Annotated in this window: 16 protein-coding genes; 5 read left to right on the plus strand and 11 right to left on the minus strand. The window is 63.3% G+C overall.

Going from position 1 to position 16,632, the window contains the following annotated elements; all coding sequences use genetic code 11:
- Window positions 1–112: 112 nt before the first annotated feature.
- From JQ627_RS37985 to JQ627_RS37995, 4 genes are all read right to left on the minus strand, one after another.
- Entirely contained in the window at window positions 113–613 is a 501-nt protein-coding gene (locus JQ627_RS37985) for a hypothetical protein (protein ID WP_212489439.1), read from the minus strand.
- A 427-nt stretch (window positions 614–1,040) separates the two neighbouring features.
- Window positions 1,041–2,966 (minus strand): AI-2E family transporter, encoded by a 1,926-nt coding sequence (locus JQ627_RS37990; protein ID WP_212489440.1) that lies wholly within the window; start codon window positions 2,964–2,966, stop codon window positions 1,041–1,043.
- A 102-nt stretch (window positions 2,967–3,068) separates the two neighbouring features.
- Window positions 3,069–3,197, minus strand: a complete 129-nt coding sequence (locus tag JQ627_RS39575) for a hypothetical protein (protein ID WP_283817173.1) — start codon at window positions 3,195–3,197, stop codon at window positions 3,069–3,071.
- A gap of 104 nt (window positions 3,198–3,301) precedes the next feature.
- Window positions 3,302–3,691 carry a hypothetical protein gene (locus JQ627_RS37995; RefSeq protein WP_212489441.1) on the minus strand — a complete coding sequence of 130 codons (390 nt, stop codon included), beginning with the start codon at window positions 3,689–3,691 and terminating at the stop codon, window positions 3,302–3,304.
- Window positions 3,692–3,984: 293 nt separating this feature from the next.
- Between JQ627_RS37995 and JQ627_RS38000 the strand changes: the two genes are divergently transcribed.
- Complete coding sequence (locus tag JQ627_RS38000) at window positions 3,985–4,242, plus strand: DUF2798 domain-containing protein (protein ID WP_212489442.1); 258 nt, start codon at window positions 3,985–3,987, stop codon at window positions 4,240–4,242.
- 399 nt (window positions 4,243–4,641) lie between these two features.
- Here the strand turns inward: JQ627_RS38000 and JQ627_RS38005 are convergent, their stop codons facing one another.
- From JQ627_RS38005 to JQ627_RS38020, 4 genes are all read right to left on the minus strand, one after another.
- Window positions 4,642–5,502, minus strand: a complete 861-nt coding sequence (locus JQ627_RS38005) for a hypothetical protein (protein ID WP_212489443.1) — start codon at window positions 5,500–5,502, stop codon at window positions 4,642–4,644.
- A 179-nt stretch (window positions 5,503–5,681) separates the two neighbouring features.
- Window positions 5,682–7,469: a chloride channel protein gene (locus JQ627_RS38010; RefSeq protein ID WP_212489458.1), complete on the minus strand. Its 1,788-nt coding sequence runs from the start codon at window positions 7,467–7,469 to the stop codon at window positions 5,682–5,684.
- A gap of 13 nt (window positions 7,470–7,482) precedes the next feature.
- Window positions 7,483–8,136: a class II aldolase/adducin family protein gene (locus tag JQ627_RS38015; protein WP_212489444.1), complete on the minus strand. Its 654-nt coding sequence runs from the start codon at window positions 8,134–8,136 to the stop codon at window positions 7,483–7,485.
- Between the two features lie 170 nt (window positions 8,137–8,306).
- On the minus strand, window positions 8,307–8,933 hold the full coding sequence (locus tag JQ627_RS38020; protein ID WP_212489445.1) for a MarC family protein: 627 nt from the start codon (window positions 8,931–8,933) through the stop codon (window positions 8,307–8,309).
- A 152-nt stretch (window positions 8,934–9,085) separates the two neighbouring features.
- Here JQ627_RS38020 and JQ627_RS38025 point away from each other — a divergent pair, with 152 nt between their 5' ends.
- The 4 genes from JQ627_RS38025 to JQ627_RS38040 all read left to right on the plus strand — a co-directional run bounded on the left by JQ627_RS38025 (window position 9,086) and on the right by JQ627_RS38040 (window position 12,782).
- Window positions 9,086–9,655 carry a ferritin-like domain-containing protein gene (locus tag JQ627_RS38025; RefSeq protein WP_212489446.1) on the plus strand — a complete coding sequence of 190 codons (570 nt, stop codon included), beginning with the start codon at window positions 9,086–9,088 and terminating at the stop codon, window positions 9,653–9,655.
- A gap of 183 nt (window positions 9,656–9,838) precedes the next feature.
- Complete coding sequence (locus tag JQ627_RS38030; RefSeq protein WP_212489447.1) at window positions 9,839–10,222, plus strand: Hsp20/alpha crystallin family protein; 384 nt, start codon at window positions 9,839–9,841, stop codon at window positions 10,220–10,222.
- Between the two features lie 8 nt (window positions 10,223–10,230).
- Window positions 10,231–12,621 (plus strand): endopeptidase La, encoded by a 2,391-nt coding sequence (lon, locus tag JQ627_RS38035; RefSeq protein ID WP_212489448.1) that lies wholly within the window; start codon window positions 10,231–10,233, stop codon window positions 12,619–12,621.
- A 5-nt stretch (window positions 12,622–12,626) separates the two neighbouring features.
- The gene (locus JQ627_RS38040) at window positions 12,627–12,782 is read left to right on the plus strand and encodes a hypothetical protein (RefSeq protein ID WP_212489449.1); all 156 of its coding nucleotides are present in this window, start codon (window positions 12,627–12,629) and stop codon (window positions 12,780–12,782) included.
- 71 nt (window positions 12,783–12,853) lie between these two features.
- Here the strand turns inward: JQ627_RS38040 and JQ627_RS38045 are convergent, their stop codons facing one another.
- From JQ627_RS38045 to JQ627_RS38055, 3 genes are all read right to left on the minus strand, one after another.
- The gene (locus JQ627_RS38045; RefSeq protein ID WP_014493658.1) at window positions 12,854–13,156 is read right to left on the minus strand and encodes an HU family DNA-binding protein; all 303 of its coding nucleotides are present in this window, start codon (window positions 13,154–13,156) and stop codon (window positions 12,854–12,856) included.
- A 357-nt stretch (window positions 13,157–13,513) separates the two neighbouring features.
- Complete coding sequence (locus tag JQ627_RS38050) at window positions 13,514–14,746, minus strand: acetyl-CoA C-acetyltransferase (RefSeq protein ID WP_212489450.1); 1,233 nt, start codon at window positions 14,744–14,746, stop codon at window positions 13,514–13,516.
- Window positions 14,747–15,025: 279 nt separating this feature from the next.
- A complete protein-coding gene (locus JQ627_RS38055) occupies window positions 15,026–16,489 on the minus strand; it encodes a GH1 family beta-glucosidase (RefSeq protein ID WP_212489451.1) in 1,464 nt (487 codons plus the stop codon).
- Window positions 16,490–16,632 lie beyond the last annotated feature (143 nt).

Raw genomic sequence — 16,632 nt, forward strand, 5'->3', positions numbered from 1 at the left:
GATCGTGGCCTGAGGTCGGCTCAGTTTTGGCTTCAAGACTGACGGCCCAGTAAGGCCGTTTTTACACGGCCAAGACCCCAACCGGACTTTGGCTGCGGGCCTCACGCATGCGCTACGCGGTTCGGGATGAACCCTGCATGACACGCTTGACCACCATGGCCGCGATCCCCGCGAGCACGGCCTTTGCTTGCGGGGACGCAAGTATGTCGATGATCGGGTTCGACGGTTGGGCTTGCTCGAGAGGCTGGGCATCGCCACCGGCGAGGATATCCCGGAGCTGACCCGGCTTCCCATGCAGATCGGTGAGCACCTCGCCCAGTTCCTTCGGTTCGGGGGCCACTTGTCCCGGTAGCGCCACGCCGCGCGCGGCGGCTCGCTCCTGCAGCATCTTCACGAACGCCGCCCGTTCTTCCGGCGAAAGCTTGCCCAACGCTTCTATCGCTGCCTGCGCGTACTGGTCAGATGGCACGGCGTGTGACACATCACCATACCGTTTGAGAACCTCTTGATCGGAATAACCCTCCGACGGATTTCCTTGTTCGTATCGATCAACGAAATCCCGATACTCTCTCTGGCGTTGCCCACCGCCCATTAACTCGTCAAGGATACCCATATACAGCTCCTCCTTGCGTGATTCAGGCTGCTTGCCACAGACCCACGTTTCCCTCGCGCGACATACGAGCGATATCAACGTTACGCCCACGATACAGGCGAAAGGGTGCAGTCGCTCCGATAGTTGCTACTTCCAAGGTAAACCCACGTTGAGAGTATTGACCTAGGTCAAAGGGTCATGGCGGCCGTGCAAACTGAATGTTTTGCTTGTGAGGCGTGAGTGGACATTCCACGCGCGTGTCACAATGATCGCTATTGTCCCTGCTGAAGCTTTTGGGTCCGGCCAAATGTGTGGTTTGCGCGATGGCAAATAATTCGCAAGGGTCACCGTCGCGCGGTCCCCGCCCATCCTTTTGCTCTCCCCAGGACCCGGTGACCGATGCGGATGGTCGCTCTGCGACGCCCGGCAATCCAAAGGAGCAAAAAATTTACGCCGGAGCAGCTGCCTTGGCCTGATCCGACGCATCAGGTTGCGCGGAGGTCACGTGAACGACTGCATCCAAGGTTGCACCGAATGACCCGCTTGCTACCAACGCGTTGGAAGCGTTTCCCACCGTTTCTGCGGCTCCTGCTCCCAGCAAAGCGAACAGGATACGGGTTGCGCCAATCCTTTTACTGAGCCCTCGAACGACGTGCTGAATCTTCGCGGTGGACGGCTGACTCAGGTAGCAGACGCATACAAGCGCGGTGTTCGCCAATTCGAGCGAAAGCAATTTCGACATTGATGAAGCATCAGCCTTTTCCGCAATTGCCTGGATCCCGCGGTACCGCAGAAGCTGCGCCAGCACAAGCGCCGTCGCCTCATCGAGTCGCCCGGCACCAGGGATGCAAACGACCGAAATAGACGAGGTCGGCGGCTCCGGAATCAAAGCGTGCTCGGAGCCTGCTCGCTCGAATGTAATGGCAGCTCCCGGGCTTGAGCTTAGATCCGGGGAACTGGGTCCAGTTGCTTCCACGTCATGGTGTGCCCCCAGCTCAGCGACCAATTCTTCCACCGTTGAGACGACCCGATTTAGTCGGTCCTGATCGAGGTGACCCAATTGACGGTCGGCCTCCGCGAGTCTCAGGCCGTTCAAGAGGATGTCGTCATAATAATTCTCAAGCGACGAGTCGTTCAGGTATTCATGCGCCTGTTCCACCGCTTCAATGGGATCTCCCGCCAGCATTCGTTGATAAGCCAGTTGCGGCGGCGTCAGCGGTGGTCGGTCGCCAAGCATAACGTCAAGAAATTTGAGGCGATCGACATGCCGCCCAAGGACGACGAGACAAACTGTTAAGGGCGTGGCCAATACCAGTCCGACCGGCCCCCAAAGCCACGTCCAGAATGACGCGGACAGGATAATTGCAATCGGAGAGAGACCCGAGCTATGCCCAAAAATCAAGGGTTCGAGGACTTGTCCGGCAAGCAGCTCAAGCACGACGAACAGGGCCACCGTAAGTATCAGCATCTGCCAGCCTGGGCCCACCGCCGCCGCAAGAATGAGAGGGAAAACCGAAGATATCAGTGCACCGATATACGGTACAAATCGCATAATCATCGCGACCAGACCCCATAGCGGAGCCGAGGGGACACCGATGAATTCAAGACCAATGCCTATTGCAAGACCGAACACGCCATTGAACGCGATCTGGGTAAGAAATAGCTTGCTCAGACGCTTGCCAGCGTCGTCCAGGGCCGCAGTTGTGCGTTGAATATCCGCTGATCCGGCCAGTCGGACAAGTCGATTCCTCAAATCTTCCCGTTGCAGCAGGACAAAGACAACAAAGATCACGACGATCCCAGTCGTCGTTAAAGGTGAAATCAGCGGCTGGATGATTGCGCCAAACGTCGACAGAGCACCGGGATCGGGTTGCCTTACCTCAACGGGTATGGGAATCGGCTTGTCCGAGGGCTGTCCGGTGAGTTCGCCGTCAGCAGGTCGTCCGGCCCTATCTCGATTCTGCAACTCTGTCTTCAATTCCTTCAGAACTGTCGACGCCTGCTCCAATGTTCCAGAGCCGCCGCCCATTAAGCCGCGCAGGCTTTCGATCTTGTCACTCAATGTTTGTTGATAGTCAGGCAGCTTGCCGGCAAGCCGGGTCGCCTGCGAAACCATAAGACCGCCCAGACTAAATATGATCGAGAATCCGATGAAGACGACCACCAGCACAGAAATCGTGCGCGGAATTCGCCAGGAACGTAAGCGCATCACGAAGGGCGCCAAAACGAAGCTCAGGAGAACTGCCAACGCGAAGGGAACAAAAATTTCACGGCCGAAATAGAGCGCAGCAATTGTCAACGCCGCGACGGCCATATTCGTCAGGACGGTCCCCCTCGGCTGTGCCAATCTTATTTGAGGAGACTTCTCTTCCATGGCGTGGCTCATTCATCCCATACGTGGGCGAATTCTCCTTCGCGACACCATCATACACCGAACTAACTTGTTCCGACAGCCCGAGCATGTCGTTCAATGTCACTAGCTCGTCTCATAGCGCAAGATCACCGGGCATTTGTCGGCAGCGCCCTTTTTGGCTCGATCGCAGCGGAACTGATCGATCATTCGGCGGGCGTGGATCAGGCGGCAGATGTTCTGCATGTTGCCCATCAGCCGCACCTCTGTGCAGGTGCAGTCGCGCAGTTTTTTGCCGTTGGGCGTCGGCAGATCGAGGATAGCCCCACCACGGGCGGTGTGACGGCGAGAACAGGCGCCTAATAAGGCTGATAGTAGCCACGCGGACCGTAATAGGGACCGCCGCCATAATATCCCTGACCGCCATAGTAAGGACCCGGGCCGTAATAATTCTCGTAGTACTCCTGGCGCCGGCTCTCTGCGATTGCGCCTCCGATCAGACCTGCCGCCACGCCCATGAAGGCAAGCCCTGCCGCATTTGGACCCCGGCGATAGTAGCGGTGGCGCCGGGCGGCGCTGAAATCGGTCGCTACGGATCTGCTCGACGTCGCAGCGTCCGCGCGGACGGACGGCGAACCGGCCGGCGCCGCAGACGAGGGCGAGACGGAAGCTGTCGCCAGAGCCAGACTCGCAAACGCAGCCAGCGCGGTGTTGCGGCCAAACCTGGAATTTATGGGCCTATCGCTCATCTTGACCTTCCTCCGTTCTCGCCAAAAACGACATGAGCAAACGAACCACAACGCGCAAACCACCGAAACGGCTTCATGATCGCGGCAATCTGCCACGCTTCGAACGATTGTAAACCGAATGACCAGATCCAGCTTGAACCACTCAACCTGAGCGGATAATGAACGGGCGCGCCGTTTTTAGGTCGCCGTAAGCGTTTCACGTGAACCAACGCATCAACCGACGCCGTCGGGATCGATGCCCTTTTCGCAGGTTCAACGTGACTGACGCGTCCTTTTCCTGAAGAGAAAATCAGATGATTGCGGTTCGCAAACTGCCGGCGCGCTATGCGTCGATCGTGATGCCATTTGTGCTGTCCATCCTCATGACGGCCGTGGTGTCGGTCATTTCGACGCTTCGGAGCCTCGGCGCAACGCCGGCGTTCCTCGCGACCTGGCCGGGCGCCTGGGGGCTGTCATGGCTCGTCGCCTTTCCGACGCTGCTGATGGTGCTGCCACTGGTCCGCCGGATCGTGGCCTGCCTCGTTGCCTCCCCTCCTCAACCAGGCCGATAGAAGGCGCGGACGGCGGCGCATGACGCACGCCGTCCCGCTTCCATGATTGCTCGACATCTTGGATCGAGCTTCCACTCTGTCATCTCTACCCGTTGCCTTGTCGCGACGCCGTCGGCTGCTGCCCTACATCGCGTCGCGAACCCTGCCGGAATGCTCCTATCAAGTCGCTCACGCAGCGATTGGCTGGCAGATCTATGCACTAACCGGCAGCGCCAGCTCTCTCGGCCTCGCAGCGCTCGATCATCGCGCTGATGGCGATGGGCGCCATACGATCATCTGCATAGTCCGCGTCACGCTCCGCGCGATGCCGGCGGTAGTTCTCGACGGCGTCGACACCACCGATGTGGGGCGATCGTTGTCGTGAATGCGGTCGCGACTACGCGCCCATATCGATCGCGACTATTGTCGCGCCGATTGCAGCTGGACCGGAGCCGGCCGTCGCACCGCGGCATGCGGTGACGACGTTGCCGGCGCCGGCTTGCGCGTCTGGGCCGCAGCCGGACGTGGCGCAGGCACGGGTGCTGCGCTCGTCTTCTGCCCCGCACTCGACCGGTCGGTCGTTTTCCCGGCGATCTCGGGCATCTTGTTATCCGGCGTCTTGTTTTCAGACGCCTTGTCTCCAGGCATCTTGGCGACGAGCCGCGCCATTTGTTCCTGGCCTGCCTTCAACTCATCGGCAAGCCTGAGATTGTCGAGCGACATTTGCTCCTGGTTCGCTTTCAATTGCGCTTGGCTCGCCTTGAGCTGATCGATGCCTTGCTGCACGTTTTCGAGATCGCCCGCCAGTTTCTGCAGCAATTCGGTCAACTCCGGCGGGAGTGTGCTGCCGGTTGGCGCGACTGCCTCTGGTATGGTTTCGGCGGCGGATGCCGGTTGCGGCGATGCCTCGGCCAATTGAGCAGGCGGGCTCGTCTCAGCTTCGCGCGCCGGCTCTGCTTGCAACTGCGACGACGTCGCAGCGTGCAGCGGCGCCCAACCGGCGATCATCTGCCTGACCGTATCACCGTGGGATGATTGCGAGACAAAGGCAGCGATGCCAATCCCCGCAGCCAGCCCCAGACCGACGAAGCCGCGCAGCGCCTGCCCGCCACGCCGCGGGCGACTGAGCACGGCATCGCGCTCCAGCCGGGCAAGCTGCTCGCTGGCGCGCGCTATCTCTTCATCCACGTTCTTGATTTTCTCGAAGGTATGCGTGAGCTCTTCGTCCATGCGCGCGGACAGCGCATAACGCGGCTCGATCGGTGTCGTCACGGAGTTCATTGGCGCTCCCCTTCCCAGCCCAATGTCGCCCGAAGGCGTCCGTCGCATTTGCTTCCCTTGATCATCGCTCACGCGATTTGTCCAAAGCAAGACGCCTTCAAGGAAATTCGGAGGCCGGACGATTCCGGGTGCCGTGGCCCCTCCCCCAATACCTCTCTCGCCCCCGAGGCCGCAGACTCTTACGACAGCGCCCCGAGCACGCCGCGCGTCGCCTTGTCGATCTCCTCGACATAGCGGCGGCGAACGAAGGTCTCGGTGAGGAAGCCGACCACCTTGCGGCTGTCGGTGGAATCGACCACCGCCAGCATCTCGGCTTCCGCTTCGTCGAACACGGCCATCGCCGACTTCACGTTCATTTCCGGGATCAGCACGATCTCGGTCAGGCGGGCGAGCTCGATCACCTGGATGTCGTCGGCGATGGTGTCGAGGTCGCTGGAGAACAAGTCGGGCAGCAGAACGAGCCCGACATACTCGTCCGCATTGTTGACGATGACGATACCGGGCCGCGAGCCCAGCGCGAATTCGCGGCGGACCGCGGCGATCGTCGTGGTCGACGGCACCTTGCCGACGTCGGAGCGCATCAGCCGCTCGACGGTGAGGTTGCGCAGCCAGCCCACGTCATTGGCGCTTCGGATGGTCTCGCCGCGCAGGTGCAGGCGCCAGGTCGAGAAGGAATGGCCAAACATGAAGCGGACGCAGATCGAGGTGACGATGCAGCCGGCCAGCACCACGGCGGTGACGTCGACATTTCGCGTCATCTCGAGCACGAGGAACGACATGGTCAGGGGACCGCCGACGATGGCGACGCCGAGCGTCGCCATACCCGTCAGCATCGCGACCAGCGGGTCGATCACGAAATTCGGGCTGATCAGCAGCAGCACCGCGGCAAAGAATTTTCCGATCAGGCTGCCGACGAACAGCGAAGCGAAGAACAGGCCGCCGCGAAAGCCCGAGGCGAGCGAGATCAGGCAGGCCGTCAGCTTCAAGGCGATGATCAGAGCGATCAGGCCGATCGTCATCTCGTGAAAGAGATCGAGCACCATGGCGCCATGGCCGGCCGCGAGCACCTGCGGGGTAACAATTGCAAAAGAGCCGACGATGAGGCCACCGGTCACGGGGCGCACCCAGACCGGCAGCCAGGCGAACAGGCGCTCGAACGTCGAGGACGAGCGCATCACGGCGATGCCGACGCCGCTGGTGACGAGCGCGAGCCCGATCAGTGCCAGATATTGCTCGATGCCGACCGAGCCGACCTTCGGAATCTCGATAGAGTACGGCGCGCCGCCCAGCCACTGCGCGGTCAGCGCGCCGGCGAGCGAGGCCGCCAGGATGGGCGCAGCGCTGCCGACGGAATAGACGCCGACGATCAGTTCGCAGGCGTAGAAGGCACCGGTTATCGGCGCACCGAATGCCGCCGCGATCGCCGCGGCGGCGCCGCAGCCGACGATCAGGCGCAAATCGTTGCGGCGGAGATTGAAGAACTTCCCGAGCAGCGAGGCGATGCCGGATCCGATCTGGGTATAGCCAGCCTCGAGACCGACGGAAGCACCGCAGCCGTTCGAAATGAGCGTCTGGCTCGACACCACCATGCTGTCGCGCATCGACAGATTGCCGCCACGCAGCGCGTTCGCCTCGATCGGGTCGACCGCGCTGGAGATCTTCAGCCGCCGCCGCCACCATTCCATGATACCGAGCGCCAGTCCGCCGAGCGCGGGCGCGATCAGCGCCGCCCAGGGGCTGACTCGGGCGTGGGCGGATAGGCGAACGTCGACGGGAATGCCGTAGATCAGGACATGGGCGATCTGCGCGATCTCGGCCATCAGCGTCACCACGGCGCCGGCAAGCGTGCCGATCAGGAGCGCCAGCGGGATCAGATAGAACTCGTTGCTGCGCAAAAGCGCGCGCAGGCGAACCATGACGCGGTTCGATCCCTTGCGATCGACGATATGCCTGATCCGCACAAACACCGCCTGACCCGCCCTACCCTTCGGACATGCCGTAGCCGGCCATGCGCTGGCGGACACGTTCGATCTCGTCGCTGGGGAGCAGCGGCGGTTTCCCGATCTGGAGGCAGCCGTGATACTGCCGCGCCAGCGTCTCGACCTCGACGGCGAGCCACATCGCCTTGTCCAGCGTCTTGCCGACCGCGATCATGCCGTGATGGTCGAGCAGGCAGGCGAGCCGACCCTCCAGCGCCCGCACCGCATGTTCAGAAAGTTCCACTGTCCCGAACGTGGCATAGGGTGCGCAGCGAATGCTGTCGCCGCCGGCCGCCGCGATCATGTAGTGCACGGGCGGAATCTCCATGCCCATGATTGCCAGGATGGTGCAATAGGTCGGATGGGCGTGGACGACCGCGCTGACGTCGGGCCGCGACTTCAGGATGTCGCGGTGGAAGCGCCATTCACTGGACGGCTTCTGGCTGGGAGCATGCGAGCCGTCCATCGCCATGAACACGATCTGGTCGGGCGTCATGGCGTCATAGGGCACGCTGGTCGGCGTGACCAGAAGCCCGTCCACATGCCGGACGCTGATATTACCCGAGGTCCCCTGGTTGATGCCGAGCGCGTTCATGCGGCGGCACGCGTCGATGATGGCCTGTCTCTTGTCGAGTTCGTCCGCTGTCATCGACATCTCGATTTCATCTCGGCTTCTTGACGATAGGCGTTTGTTAGACGGGGAGTACGTCAAAGCTATATGGCAGTGCAAGAGAAAGCGGCCGGGATTGGCTGCTGCCTTGCCGGCTGTACCGTTACATCAGGAAACCAATTGCAAAATCAGTATATTAGCAGATTGTCGCAGGCTTACGCAAAGCTCGCCCGGACGGCCGCAATTCCGTTGATCACGAACTGCACCGAATAGGCTGCGAGCAGCATGCCGAGCACGCGCGAGAGCACCGCATTCCCGGTGCGCCCGAGGGTGCGTGCGATCAGGCTCGCGGAGACGAAGCAGAGCATGCAGAGGAGACAGACGCAGAGCACGACCGCGATGATGATCGCGAGCTTGGCCCCATAGCCGGCATCGCCCGTCAGCAGCAGAGTGGTCGCGATCGCGCCGGGACCGGCCATCATCGGGATAGCCAGCGGAAACACCGCGACGTCGGAGGCATGCTCCGAGGTCGCCTTGTCGGCCTCGCGCGCCTCGCGGTGCGGACGGTCGCCGAAGATCATCTGGTAGGACACGCCGAACAGCAGCAGTCCGCCGGCGATCTGGAAGGCGGGGATGCCGATCCCGAGTTGGCGCAACAGCCAGTTTCCGGCCAGCGAGATCAGCACCAGGATCGAGGCGGCGATCAGCGGCGCGCGCAGCGCGATCGTACGCTTGACCTTGTCGGGCATACCGGAGGTCGCGGCGAGGAAGGCCGGCGCGAGACCGACGGGATCGACCACCAGCAGCAGCGTCACGAAGGCGGACAGGGCGAAGTCGAGCATGCGAAGGCGTCTCGGGGCAGGCGTGGCTCAGGCGCCAAGCCATAGCGACTCGCGGCCGCCTTCGCGAGGAACATTTGCTCATCCCGACTCTTGATCGCGGGAGGATTGAGGAAGGGCATGCCTTCCCGTGTCGCCTCAAGAGGAGAGGATCTATGGCTAAGCGAGCAAAGAAACGTGTGAACAAGAAAAAGACCTCGGCGCGCCGCCCGCGTCAGGCACCCAAGATGCTGAGCGACCTGTTTCTGGAGACGCTGAAGGACATCTATTTCGCGGAGAACAAGATCATCAAGACGCTGCCGAAGATGGCCAAGGCGGCGCATTCGAAGGACCTCGCGGCCGCCTTCAACAAGCATCTGCGCGAGACGCAGGGCCAGGTCAAACGGCTCGACCAGATCTTCAGGATGCTGGGCAAGCCGGCCCGCGGCAAGCCCTGCGAAGCCATCAACGGCATCACCGACGAGGGCGCCGAGATCATGAAGGATTTCAAGAACGCCCCTGCCCTCGACGCCGGCCTGCTCGCCGCGGCGCAAGCCGTAGAGCATTACGAAATATCCCGCTACGGCACGCTGCGCACCTGGGCCGAGGAGCTCGGCATGCCGGATGCCGCAAGGCTGCTCCAGGAGACGCTGGACGAGGAAGAGGCGACCGATCACACGCTGACCGAGCTCGCGACCTCGGTCATCAACCTCGAAGCGGAAGAGGAGTACCGCGCCGCCGCCTGATTTGCGCGCTGCGCCCAATTGTTGCCTTCGGCGCCGCGGAACATCTCCGCGGTGTCGAAGCGTCTGACTGCAAGGCCTCCGGTTCGAGAGGCCAGGCATGCTCCAGACGCGCGATGCTGGAATTCCAGGGAACCATCCCCATATCCTCGTTTTCCAACCGCAGCGCCTTCCCCGAGTTTTGCCATGCAACCCAAAAATCCCCTCGACTGGATGCTGTCCGAAGCCCTGGACTCGCTGACCCGCGCCGAACGGCTGCGCCAGCAGTTCGGCCGCCAGGAAGCCTGCTGGGAGCCGCCGATCGACGTGCTCGAAACCGAGCATGAGCTGCTGATCCTGGTCGCGCTTCCCGGCGTCAACCCCGACAATGTCGAGACGGTGATCCATGACGGCGTGCTCGTCATCTCCGGCCAGCGCACCCTGCCGCCGGAGCTTCGCAACGCCCGCATCCACCGGCTCGAGCTGCCGCAGGGCCGCTTCGAGCGGCGCATCGCGCTTCCCATTGGCCGCTACGCCATCAGCCGCTTCGTGATGGACGGCTGCGTCGCACTGCGCCTCGCCAAATCCTGAGGTCAATCATGGCCACCGAACAGATGAATAACGCACAGACCAATTCCGCCGAGTCCGACGTGAAGATCCCCGAAGACGCGCTGATCGTCATCCCCGTGCGCGAGATGGTGCTGTTCCCCGGCGCCATCGCGCCGATCGCGATCGCGCGGCCGAAGTCGGTTGCCGCCGCGCAGCAGGCACTGCGCGAGCAGCGGCCGATCGGCATCGTCCTGCAGCGCAGCCCCGAGACCAACGAGCCCGGGCCGGACGACCTCTATCGCGTCGCGACCATCGCCAACATCGTGCGCTACATCACGGCGCCCGACGGCACCCATCACATCGTCTGCCAGGGCGTGCAGCGCGCGCGCATCCTCGACTTCCTGCCGGGGACGCCGTTCCCGGCCGCGCGGATCCAGCAGATTCCGGAGCCGACCACGAGCTCGCCCGAGATCGAGGCGCGCGCGCTGAACCTGCAGCGCCAGGCCATCGAGGCGATCGAGCTGCTCCCGCAGGCCCCGCCCGAGCTGGTCGCGATGTTCCAGAGCACCACCGCGCCCGGCGCGCTGGCGGATCTGGCGACCTCGTTCATGGACATCAAGCCGCAGGACAAGCAGGAGGTGCTGGAGACGATCGACCTCGCCTTGCGCGTCGAGAAGGTGTCGAAGCATCTGGCCGAGCGGCTGGAGGTGCTGCGCATCTCCAACGAGATCGGCCAGAAGACCAAGGCCTCTTTCGACGAGCGGCAGCGCGAGGCGATCCTGCGCGAGCAGATGGCGACCATCCAGCGCCAGCTCGGCGAAGGCGACGGCAAGGCGGCCGAGGTCGCCGAACTGACGGCTGCCATCGCCAAGGCCAACATGCCGCCGGAAGCGGAGGCGCACGCCAAGAAGGAGCTGCGCCGCTACGAGCGCATGCCGGAGGCCGCCGGCGAAGCCGGCATGGTCCGCACGTATCTCGACTGGCTGATCGAGCTGCCCTGGGCGCTGCCCGCGGAAAAGCCAATCGACATCAAGGAGGCGCGCCGCATCCTGGATGCCGACCATTTCGGCCTGGAGAAGATCAAGAGCCGTATCATCGAATATCTGGCGGTGCGCAAGCTCGCTCCGCAGGGCAAGGCTCCGATCCTGTGCTTCGTCGGCCCGCCCGGCGTCGGCAAGACCTCGCTCGGCCAATCTATCGCACGCGCGATGGATCGCCCGTTCGTGCGCGTCAGCCTCGGCGGCGTGCATGACGAAGCCGAGATCCGCGGCCATCGGCGCACCTATATCGGCGCGCTGCCCGGCAACATCATCCAGGGCATCAAGAAGGCCGGCACGCGGAACTGCGTGATGATGCTGGACGAGATCGACAAGATGGGCCGCGGCGTGCAGGGCGATCCCTCGGCCGCCATGCTGGAGGTGCTCGACCCCGAGCAGAACGGAACGTTCCGGGACAACTATCTGGGCGTGCCCTTCGACCTGTCGCGCGTGGTGTTCATCGCGACCGCCAACATGCTGGACCAGATTCCGGGTCCGCTGCTGGACCGCATGGAGCTGATCAGCCTCGCCGGCTACACCGAAGAGGAGAAGCTGGAGATCGCCCGGCGCTATCTGGTGCGGCGGCAGCTCGAGGCCAACGGTCTGACGGCCGAGCAGGCCGAGATCGAGCCGGAGGCGTTGAAGCTGGTCGTCAAGGGCTACACCCGCGAAGCCGGCGTGCGCAATCTGGAGCGCGAGATCGGAAAGTTGTTCCGGCATGCCGCGGTGCAGGTCGCCGAGGGTACGGCCGCGAAGGTCGTCGTGACGCCGAAGGACATCGGCACCGTGCTCGGCCAGCCGCGCTTCGAAGGCGAGATCGCGCAGCGCACCAGCATTCCGGGCGTCGCCACCGGTCTTGCCTGGACGCCGGTCGGCGGCGACATCCTGTTCATCGAGGCTTCGCGCGTGCCCGGCCGGGGCGGCATGATCCTGACCGGCCAGCTCGGCGACGTCATGCGCGAGAGCGTGCAGGCCGCGATGACGCTGGTGAAGAGCAAGGCAACGCAGCTCGGCATCGATCCGTCGGTGTTCGAGAAGAACGACATCCACGTTCACGTGCCGGCGGGCGCAACCCCGAAGGACGGACCGAGCGCGGGCGTCGCGATGTTCACGGCTCTGACGTCACTGCTCACCAGTCGCACCGTGCGCAGCGACACCGCGATGACCGGCGAGATCTCGCTGCGCGGCCTGGTGCTGCCGGTCGGCGGCATCAAGGAGAAGGTGGTGGCTGCGGCCGCCGCCGGATTGAAGCGGGTGATGCTGCCGGCGCGCAACAAGCGGGACTACGACGACATCCCGCCGAGCGCGCGGGACAACCTCGAATTCATCTGGCTGGAGCGCGTCGACGAGGCCATCGCCGCAGCGCTCGAGCCGGCTGATGCCAAGGTCGAAGCGGCGGAGTGAGGGCGATGAAGAAACTGCTGGAAAAAGCGAAGCGGTCGCGGAAGACGCAGCGGCTGCGTCAGCTGCTCGATCGCGCGATCGACCGGCTTCGCGATGCGCTGGCGGCACCCGGGCCGCGGCTTCAGCCCGTTCCGGTCCGGGTGAAGCGCCGCAAGGGTTGAGCCCTCCGTCCCAAGCCCTCGCGGCAGCCCCAAACAAAAGGCCCCCTCCTACCGAGGGGGCCTTTGCGTTGTTAGCCCACCGCGTCCTTGGCGGCCTTGACCGGGCGGGCGCGGACGATCTTCCGGGCCGGCTTGGCCTTGAACATCATCTCTTCACCCGTGAACGGGTTGGTACCCTTGCGCGCCTTGGTCGCGGGCTTCTTGATGACCACGAACTTGGCGAAGCCCGGCACCAGGAACAGGCCGTTCTTCTTGAGCTCCTTGTGACCGACGTCGGTCAGCGTCTCCATGACGCTCTTGACGTCGCGCTTGGAAAGCTCGGTGGCGGTCGCAATCTTTTCGATCAGCTGCGATTTGGACATTTGGGTTGGCATCGTGTCTCCTCTGATTCGTTGCCGGTTGCATATTAGACCAACCGTTGAAGGCCCAGAGCCTTCTGCACAGTTTTGTCGCGATTTTACGGGCTTTTTTGGCCCTCTGAGGCAAAAAACCCTGCTTTTCAGCGGCTTCCAGAGCGGAAGGAGCCTCCGGCAGCGGTTTTTTGCCTTGTTTCAAAGGCCCGCACGCCGCCTTGCTAAAGCTGATTCGCTGCTTTCGACAAGCGACGACCGGCCTCTTTGTGAGAGGCCGGTCGCGATTCACCCTGAAAAATAAGGCTGGACCGTCGTGTTGCGGCGCCTCAGTTGCTCTCTCACCCTGTTCTTACGGGGGCGCGACGAGTTTCGCTCGCGCTAGATACGCTCGATGATGACCGCAGGCGCCATGCCGCCGGCGGCGCACATGGTGACGAGACCGCGCTTGAGGTCGCGCCGTTCGAGCTCGTCGAGCATGGTGCCGATCAGGATCGAGCCGGTGGCGCCGATGGGATGGCCGAGCGCGATCGAGCCGCCATTGACGTTGACCTTGGCGCGATCGAGCTTGAGGTCGCGGATGTACTTTTCCGCCACCACCGCAAAGGCCTCGTTGATCTCGAACAGATCGATGTCGTCGACGGTCAGTCCCGCCTTGGCCAGCACCTTGCGCGTGGCCGGCACCGGCGCGTTCAGCATCAGGGTCGGCGAGTCCCCCATGTTGGCCATCGCGACGACGCGGGCGCGCGGCTTGAGGCCATGCGCCTTGGCGTAAGCGGGCGACGCGAGAAGGATCGCGGCAGCGCCATCGACGACGCCGGACGAGTTGCCGGCGTGATGCATGAAGTCGATGTTGAGGTCCGGGTACTTCTGCAGGATCAGCCCGCGATAGGTCGTGCCCTTGTCGTCGAGCGCATAGTCGGCGATGGCGGGGAATGCAGGCTTCAGCGCGCCGAGGCCTTCCATCGTGGTCTGCGGCCGCGGATACTCTTCATGGTCGAGCGCGAGGCTGCCGTCCTCGCGATGAACAGGCACGAGGCTCTTCTTGAAGTGACCGCCGGCTATCGCTTGCGCCGCGCGCTTCTGGCTTTCGAGGCCGAGCGCGTCGACGTCCTGCCGCGTGATGCCTTCCAGCGTCGCGATCGCGTCGGCGCAGACGCCCTGATGCGACTGCGGATGCCGCGCACGCAGGCGCAGATTGCCGGAGTCCATCATCATCGGACCGCCGCCGCGGCGTCCCTCCATCGACATCATCTCGCAGCCGCCGGCGATGACGAGGTCTTCGGTGCCCGACATGATCGAGGCCGCGGCCATGTTGACGCTGGTGATGCCGGAGCCGCAGAAGCGGTCGAGCGTCACGGCGCTCGCGCGCACGTCGTAGCCGGCATCGAGCGCCGACATGCGGCCGAGGTCGCCGCCTTGGGTCGCGACCTGCGCGCTGCAGCCCCACACGATGTCGTCGACATCGGCGGTGTCGATGCCGGTGCGATCGGCGAGCGCACGCAGCACGGTCGCGCCGAGCTGCTGCGGATGAATGCCCGAGAGTGCTCCCTTGCCGGCCTTGCCGACGCCGCGCGGGGTCCGGCAGGCATCTATGATCAGCGCGTCAGCCATTGGCGTTGTTCCTCTTGTTTATGGGTGTTGATGTCGTTTCTGAATCAGGGGAAGAGTGGAGTCAACGTGCGGTGCCGCGCGGCCTCCTTGCAAAAAACTGAAAAACAACCCCATGCACAGTAGAAGCGCGGGTTCCGCATGAGGCGCGGTGATACCGGTGAAGCGATTGGCTTGTCAGGCTAAACGGCCGTGGCCGCGCGATCTTGCGTCACCTCGCCCCGCCTGCGGGAAGAGGTCGGATTTTACGCACGGCGGAAAATCCGGGAGAGGGAGAGAAAGCTACGCCCCCGCCGCGTTCTTTGCGATCACGTTGCGGTAGAAGGTCGCGCTGAGCTTCGGCGTGCGCACCTGGGTGTCGAAATTGACGTGATAGAGCCCGAAGCGCTTGTTGAGCCCGAACACCCACTCGAAATTGTCCATCAGGCTCCAGAGGAAGTAGCCGCGCACCGGCACGCCCTCGGCGGTGGCGCGCTGGAGCTGGGCGAGATAGTTGCGCAGATACATGATGCGGTCGGTGTCATAGATCTTGCCGTCGGGCGTGACCACATCGTCGCCGGAGGTGCCATTCTCGGTGATATAGATCGCATCCGTCTTCCAGATCCTGGCCGCCAGCTTCGGCACCCAGTAGATCGTCTCCGGTGCGATGCGGAGCCAGTCCGAACTCATATGCGGAAAGGATTTCGGGATCGGCAGCGGCATGAACCCTGCGCCCTGGTCGGACGGCACCACGTAGTTCTGCGGCGCGTAGATGTTGAGGCCGAGGAAGTCGACCGGCGAGGAGATGATCTTCAGCTCGGCGGCGGTGTATTTCGGAGCATTGGCCCCCGCATATTTCAGGAAGGCGTCGGTATATTGCCCCGTCATGATGACGTTGAGATAGCCTGCATTCATCTCGCGCAGCGCGATCTCGGCGGCGCGGACATGCTCCGGCGTGTCGATCGCCGGGACGCAGACGTCGATGTTCTCGGCCGGCCCGATCCGGGTGCCGCGACGGCCGCGCGCCCGCACCGCCTGCACCGCGATCCCGTGCGCGAGCGCGCTGTTGTGCCTGATCTGGTTGACCTCGCCTTGCGGCAGCGTCATGCCGGGCGCATCGATGCCGAGGCCATAGCCGAACGGAACGAAACGGCCGCTCTCGTTCAGCGTGAACACGTTCTTGACGCGATCGGTCAGGCGCTCGGCGACATAGCCCGCATAGTCGCCAAAGATCTTGCAGGTCTCGGTCGAGCGCCAGCCGCCAAAACGGTCCTGGAGCGATTGCGGCAGGTCCCAGTGATAGAGCGTCAGCCACGGCTCGATGCCGTTCTTCAACAGCTCGTCAATGAGCCGATTGTAGAAGTCCAGCCCCTTCGGGTTGGGCTTGCCGTCGCCGTCCGGGAACACCCGTGGCCAGGCCACCGAGAAGCGATAGGCCTTGCAGCCGAGGTCCTTGATGAGCGCGATGTCTTCCCTGTAACGGTGATAGTGCTCGTTGGCGCGGTCGCCGGTGGTGCCGTCCTCGATCTTGCCGGGAATGCGGACGAACTTGTCCCAGATCGAGGCCCCTCGCCCGTCCTCATTCACCGCGCCCTCGACCTGATAGGACGAGGTCGCCGTGCCCCAGACAAAGCCCGCCGGAAAGCCATCCATGCCTCGCGGAGCCGGTGCCGGCTTGGCCTCGGCGGTGCCCAAGGGACTTGCCACCCCAGCCGCGGACAATCCCGCCAGCTTGGCAAACTGGCGACGCGAGACCTTGTCCGACATTGATGCTGCTCCGAAGGTGATGCTGATGCTGCGGCACAATGGCGCGTCGCAGGCGGTTTGAGAAGGCGTGAGGTCGGGATTTGCGGATGCAGAATTTGCGGCACACCGACCCACGACAGATTTTACCTCAATTAACCTGCAAA

Source organism: Bradyrhizobium liaoningense, from assembly GCF_018130785.1.
Taxonomy (GTDB): Bacteria; Pseudomonadota; Alphaproteobacteria; order Rhizobiales; family Xanthobacteraceae; genus Bradyrhizobium; species Bradyrhizobium liaoningense_A.

Coding starts and splice junctions, on each gene's coding strand:
- JQ627_RS37985 (WP_212489439.1), bottom strand. CDS start 613: ATGGGTATCCTTGACGAGTTAATGGGCGGTGGGCAACGCCAGAGAGAG.
- JQ627_RS37990 (WP_212489440.1), bottom strand. CDS start 2,966: ATGGAAGAGAAGTCTCCTCAAATAAGATTGGCACAGCCGAGGGGGACC.
- JQ627_RS39575 (WP_283817173.1), bottom strand. CDS start 3,197: ATGGGCAACATGCAGAACATCTGCCGCCTGATCCACGCCCGCCGAATG.
- JQ627_RS37995 (WP_212489441.1), bottom strand. CDS start 3,691: ATGAGCGATAGGCCCATAAATTCCAGGTTTGGCCGCAACACCGCGCTG.
- JQ627_RS38000 (WP_212489442.1), top strand. CDS start 3,985: ATGATTGCGGTTCGCAAACTGCCGGCGCGCTATGCGTCGATCGTGATG.
- JQ627_RS38005 (WP_212489443.1), bottom strand. CDS start 5,502: ATGAACTCCGTGACGACACCGATCGAGCCGCGTTATGCGCTGTCCGCG.
- JQ627_RS38015 (WP_212489444.1), bottom strand. CDS start 8,136: ATGTCGATGACAGCGGACGAACTCGACAAGAGACAGGCCATCATCGAC.
- JQ627_RS38020 (WP_212489445.1), bottom strand. CDS start 8,933: ATGCTCGACTTCGCCCTGTCCGCCTTCGTGACGCTGCTGCTGGTGGTC.
- JQ627_RS38025 (WP_212489446.1), top strand. CDS start 9,086: ATGGCTAAGCGAGCAAAGAAACGTGTGAACAAGAAAAAGACCTCGGCG.
- JQ627_RS38030 (WP_212489447.1), top strand. CDS start 9,839: ATGCAACCCAAAAATCCCCTCGACTGGATGCTGTCCGAAGCCCTGGAC.
- lon (WP_212489448.1), top strand. CDS start 10,231: ATGGCCACCGAACAGATGAATAACGCACAGACCAATTCCGCCGAGTCC.
- JQ627_RS38040 (WP_212489449.1), top strand. CDS start 12,627: ATGAAGAAACTGCTGGAAAAAGCGAAGCGGTCGCGGAAGACGCAGCGG.
- JQ627_RS38045 (WP_014493658.1), bottom strand. CDS start 13,156: ATGCCAACCCAAATGTCCAAATCGCAGCTGATCGAAAAGATTGCGACC.
- JQ627_RS38050 (WP_212489450.1), bottom strand. CDS start 14,746: ATGGCTGACGCGCTGATCATAGATGCCTGCCGGACCCCGCGCGGCGTC.
- JQ627_RS38055 (WP_212489451.1), bottom strand. CDS start 16,489: ATGTCGGACAAGGTCTCGCGTCGCCAGTTTGCCAAGCTGGCGGGATTG.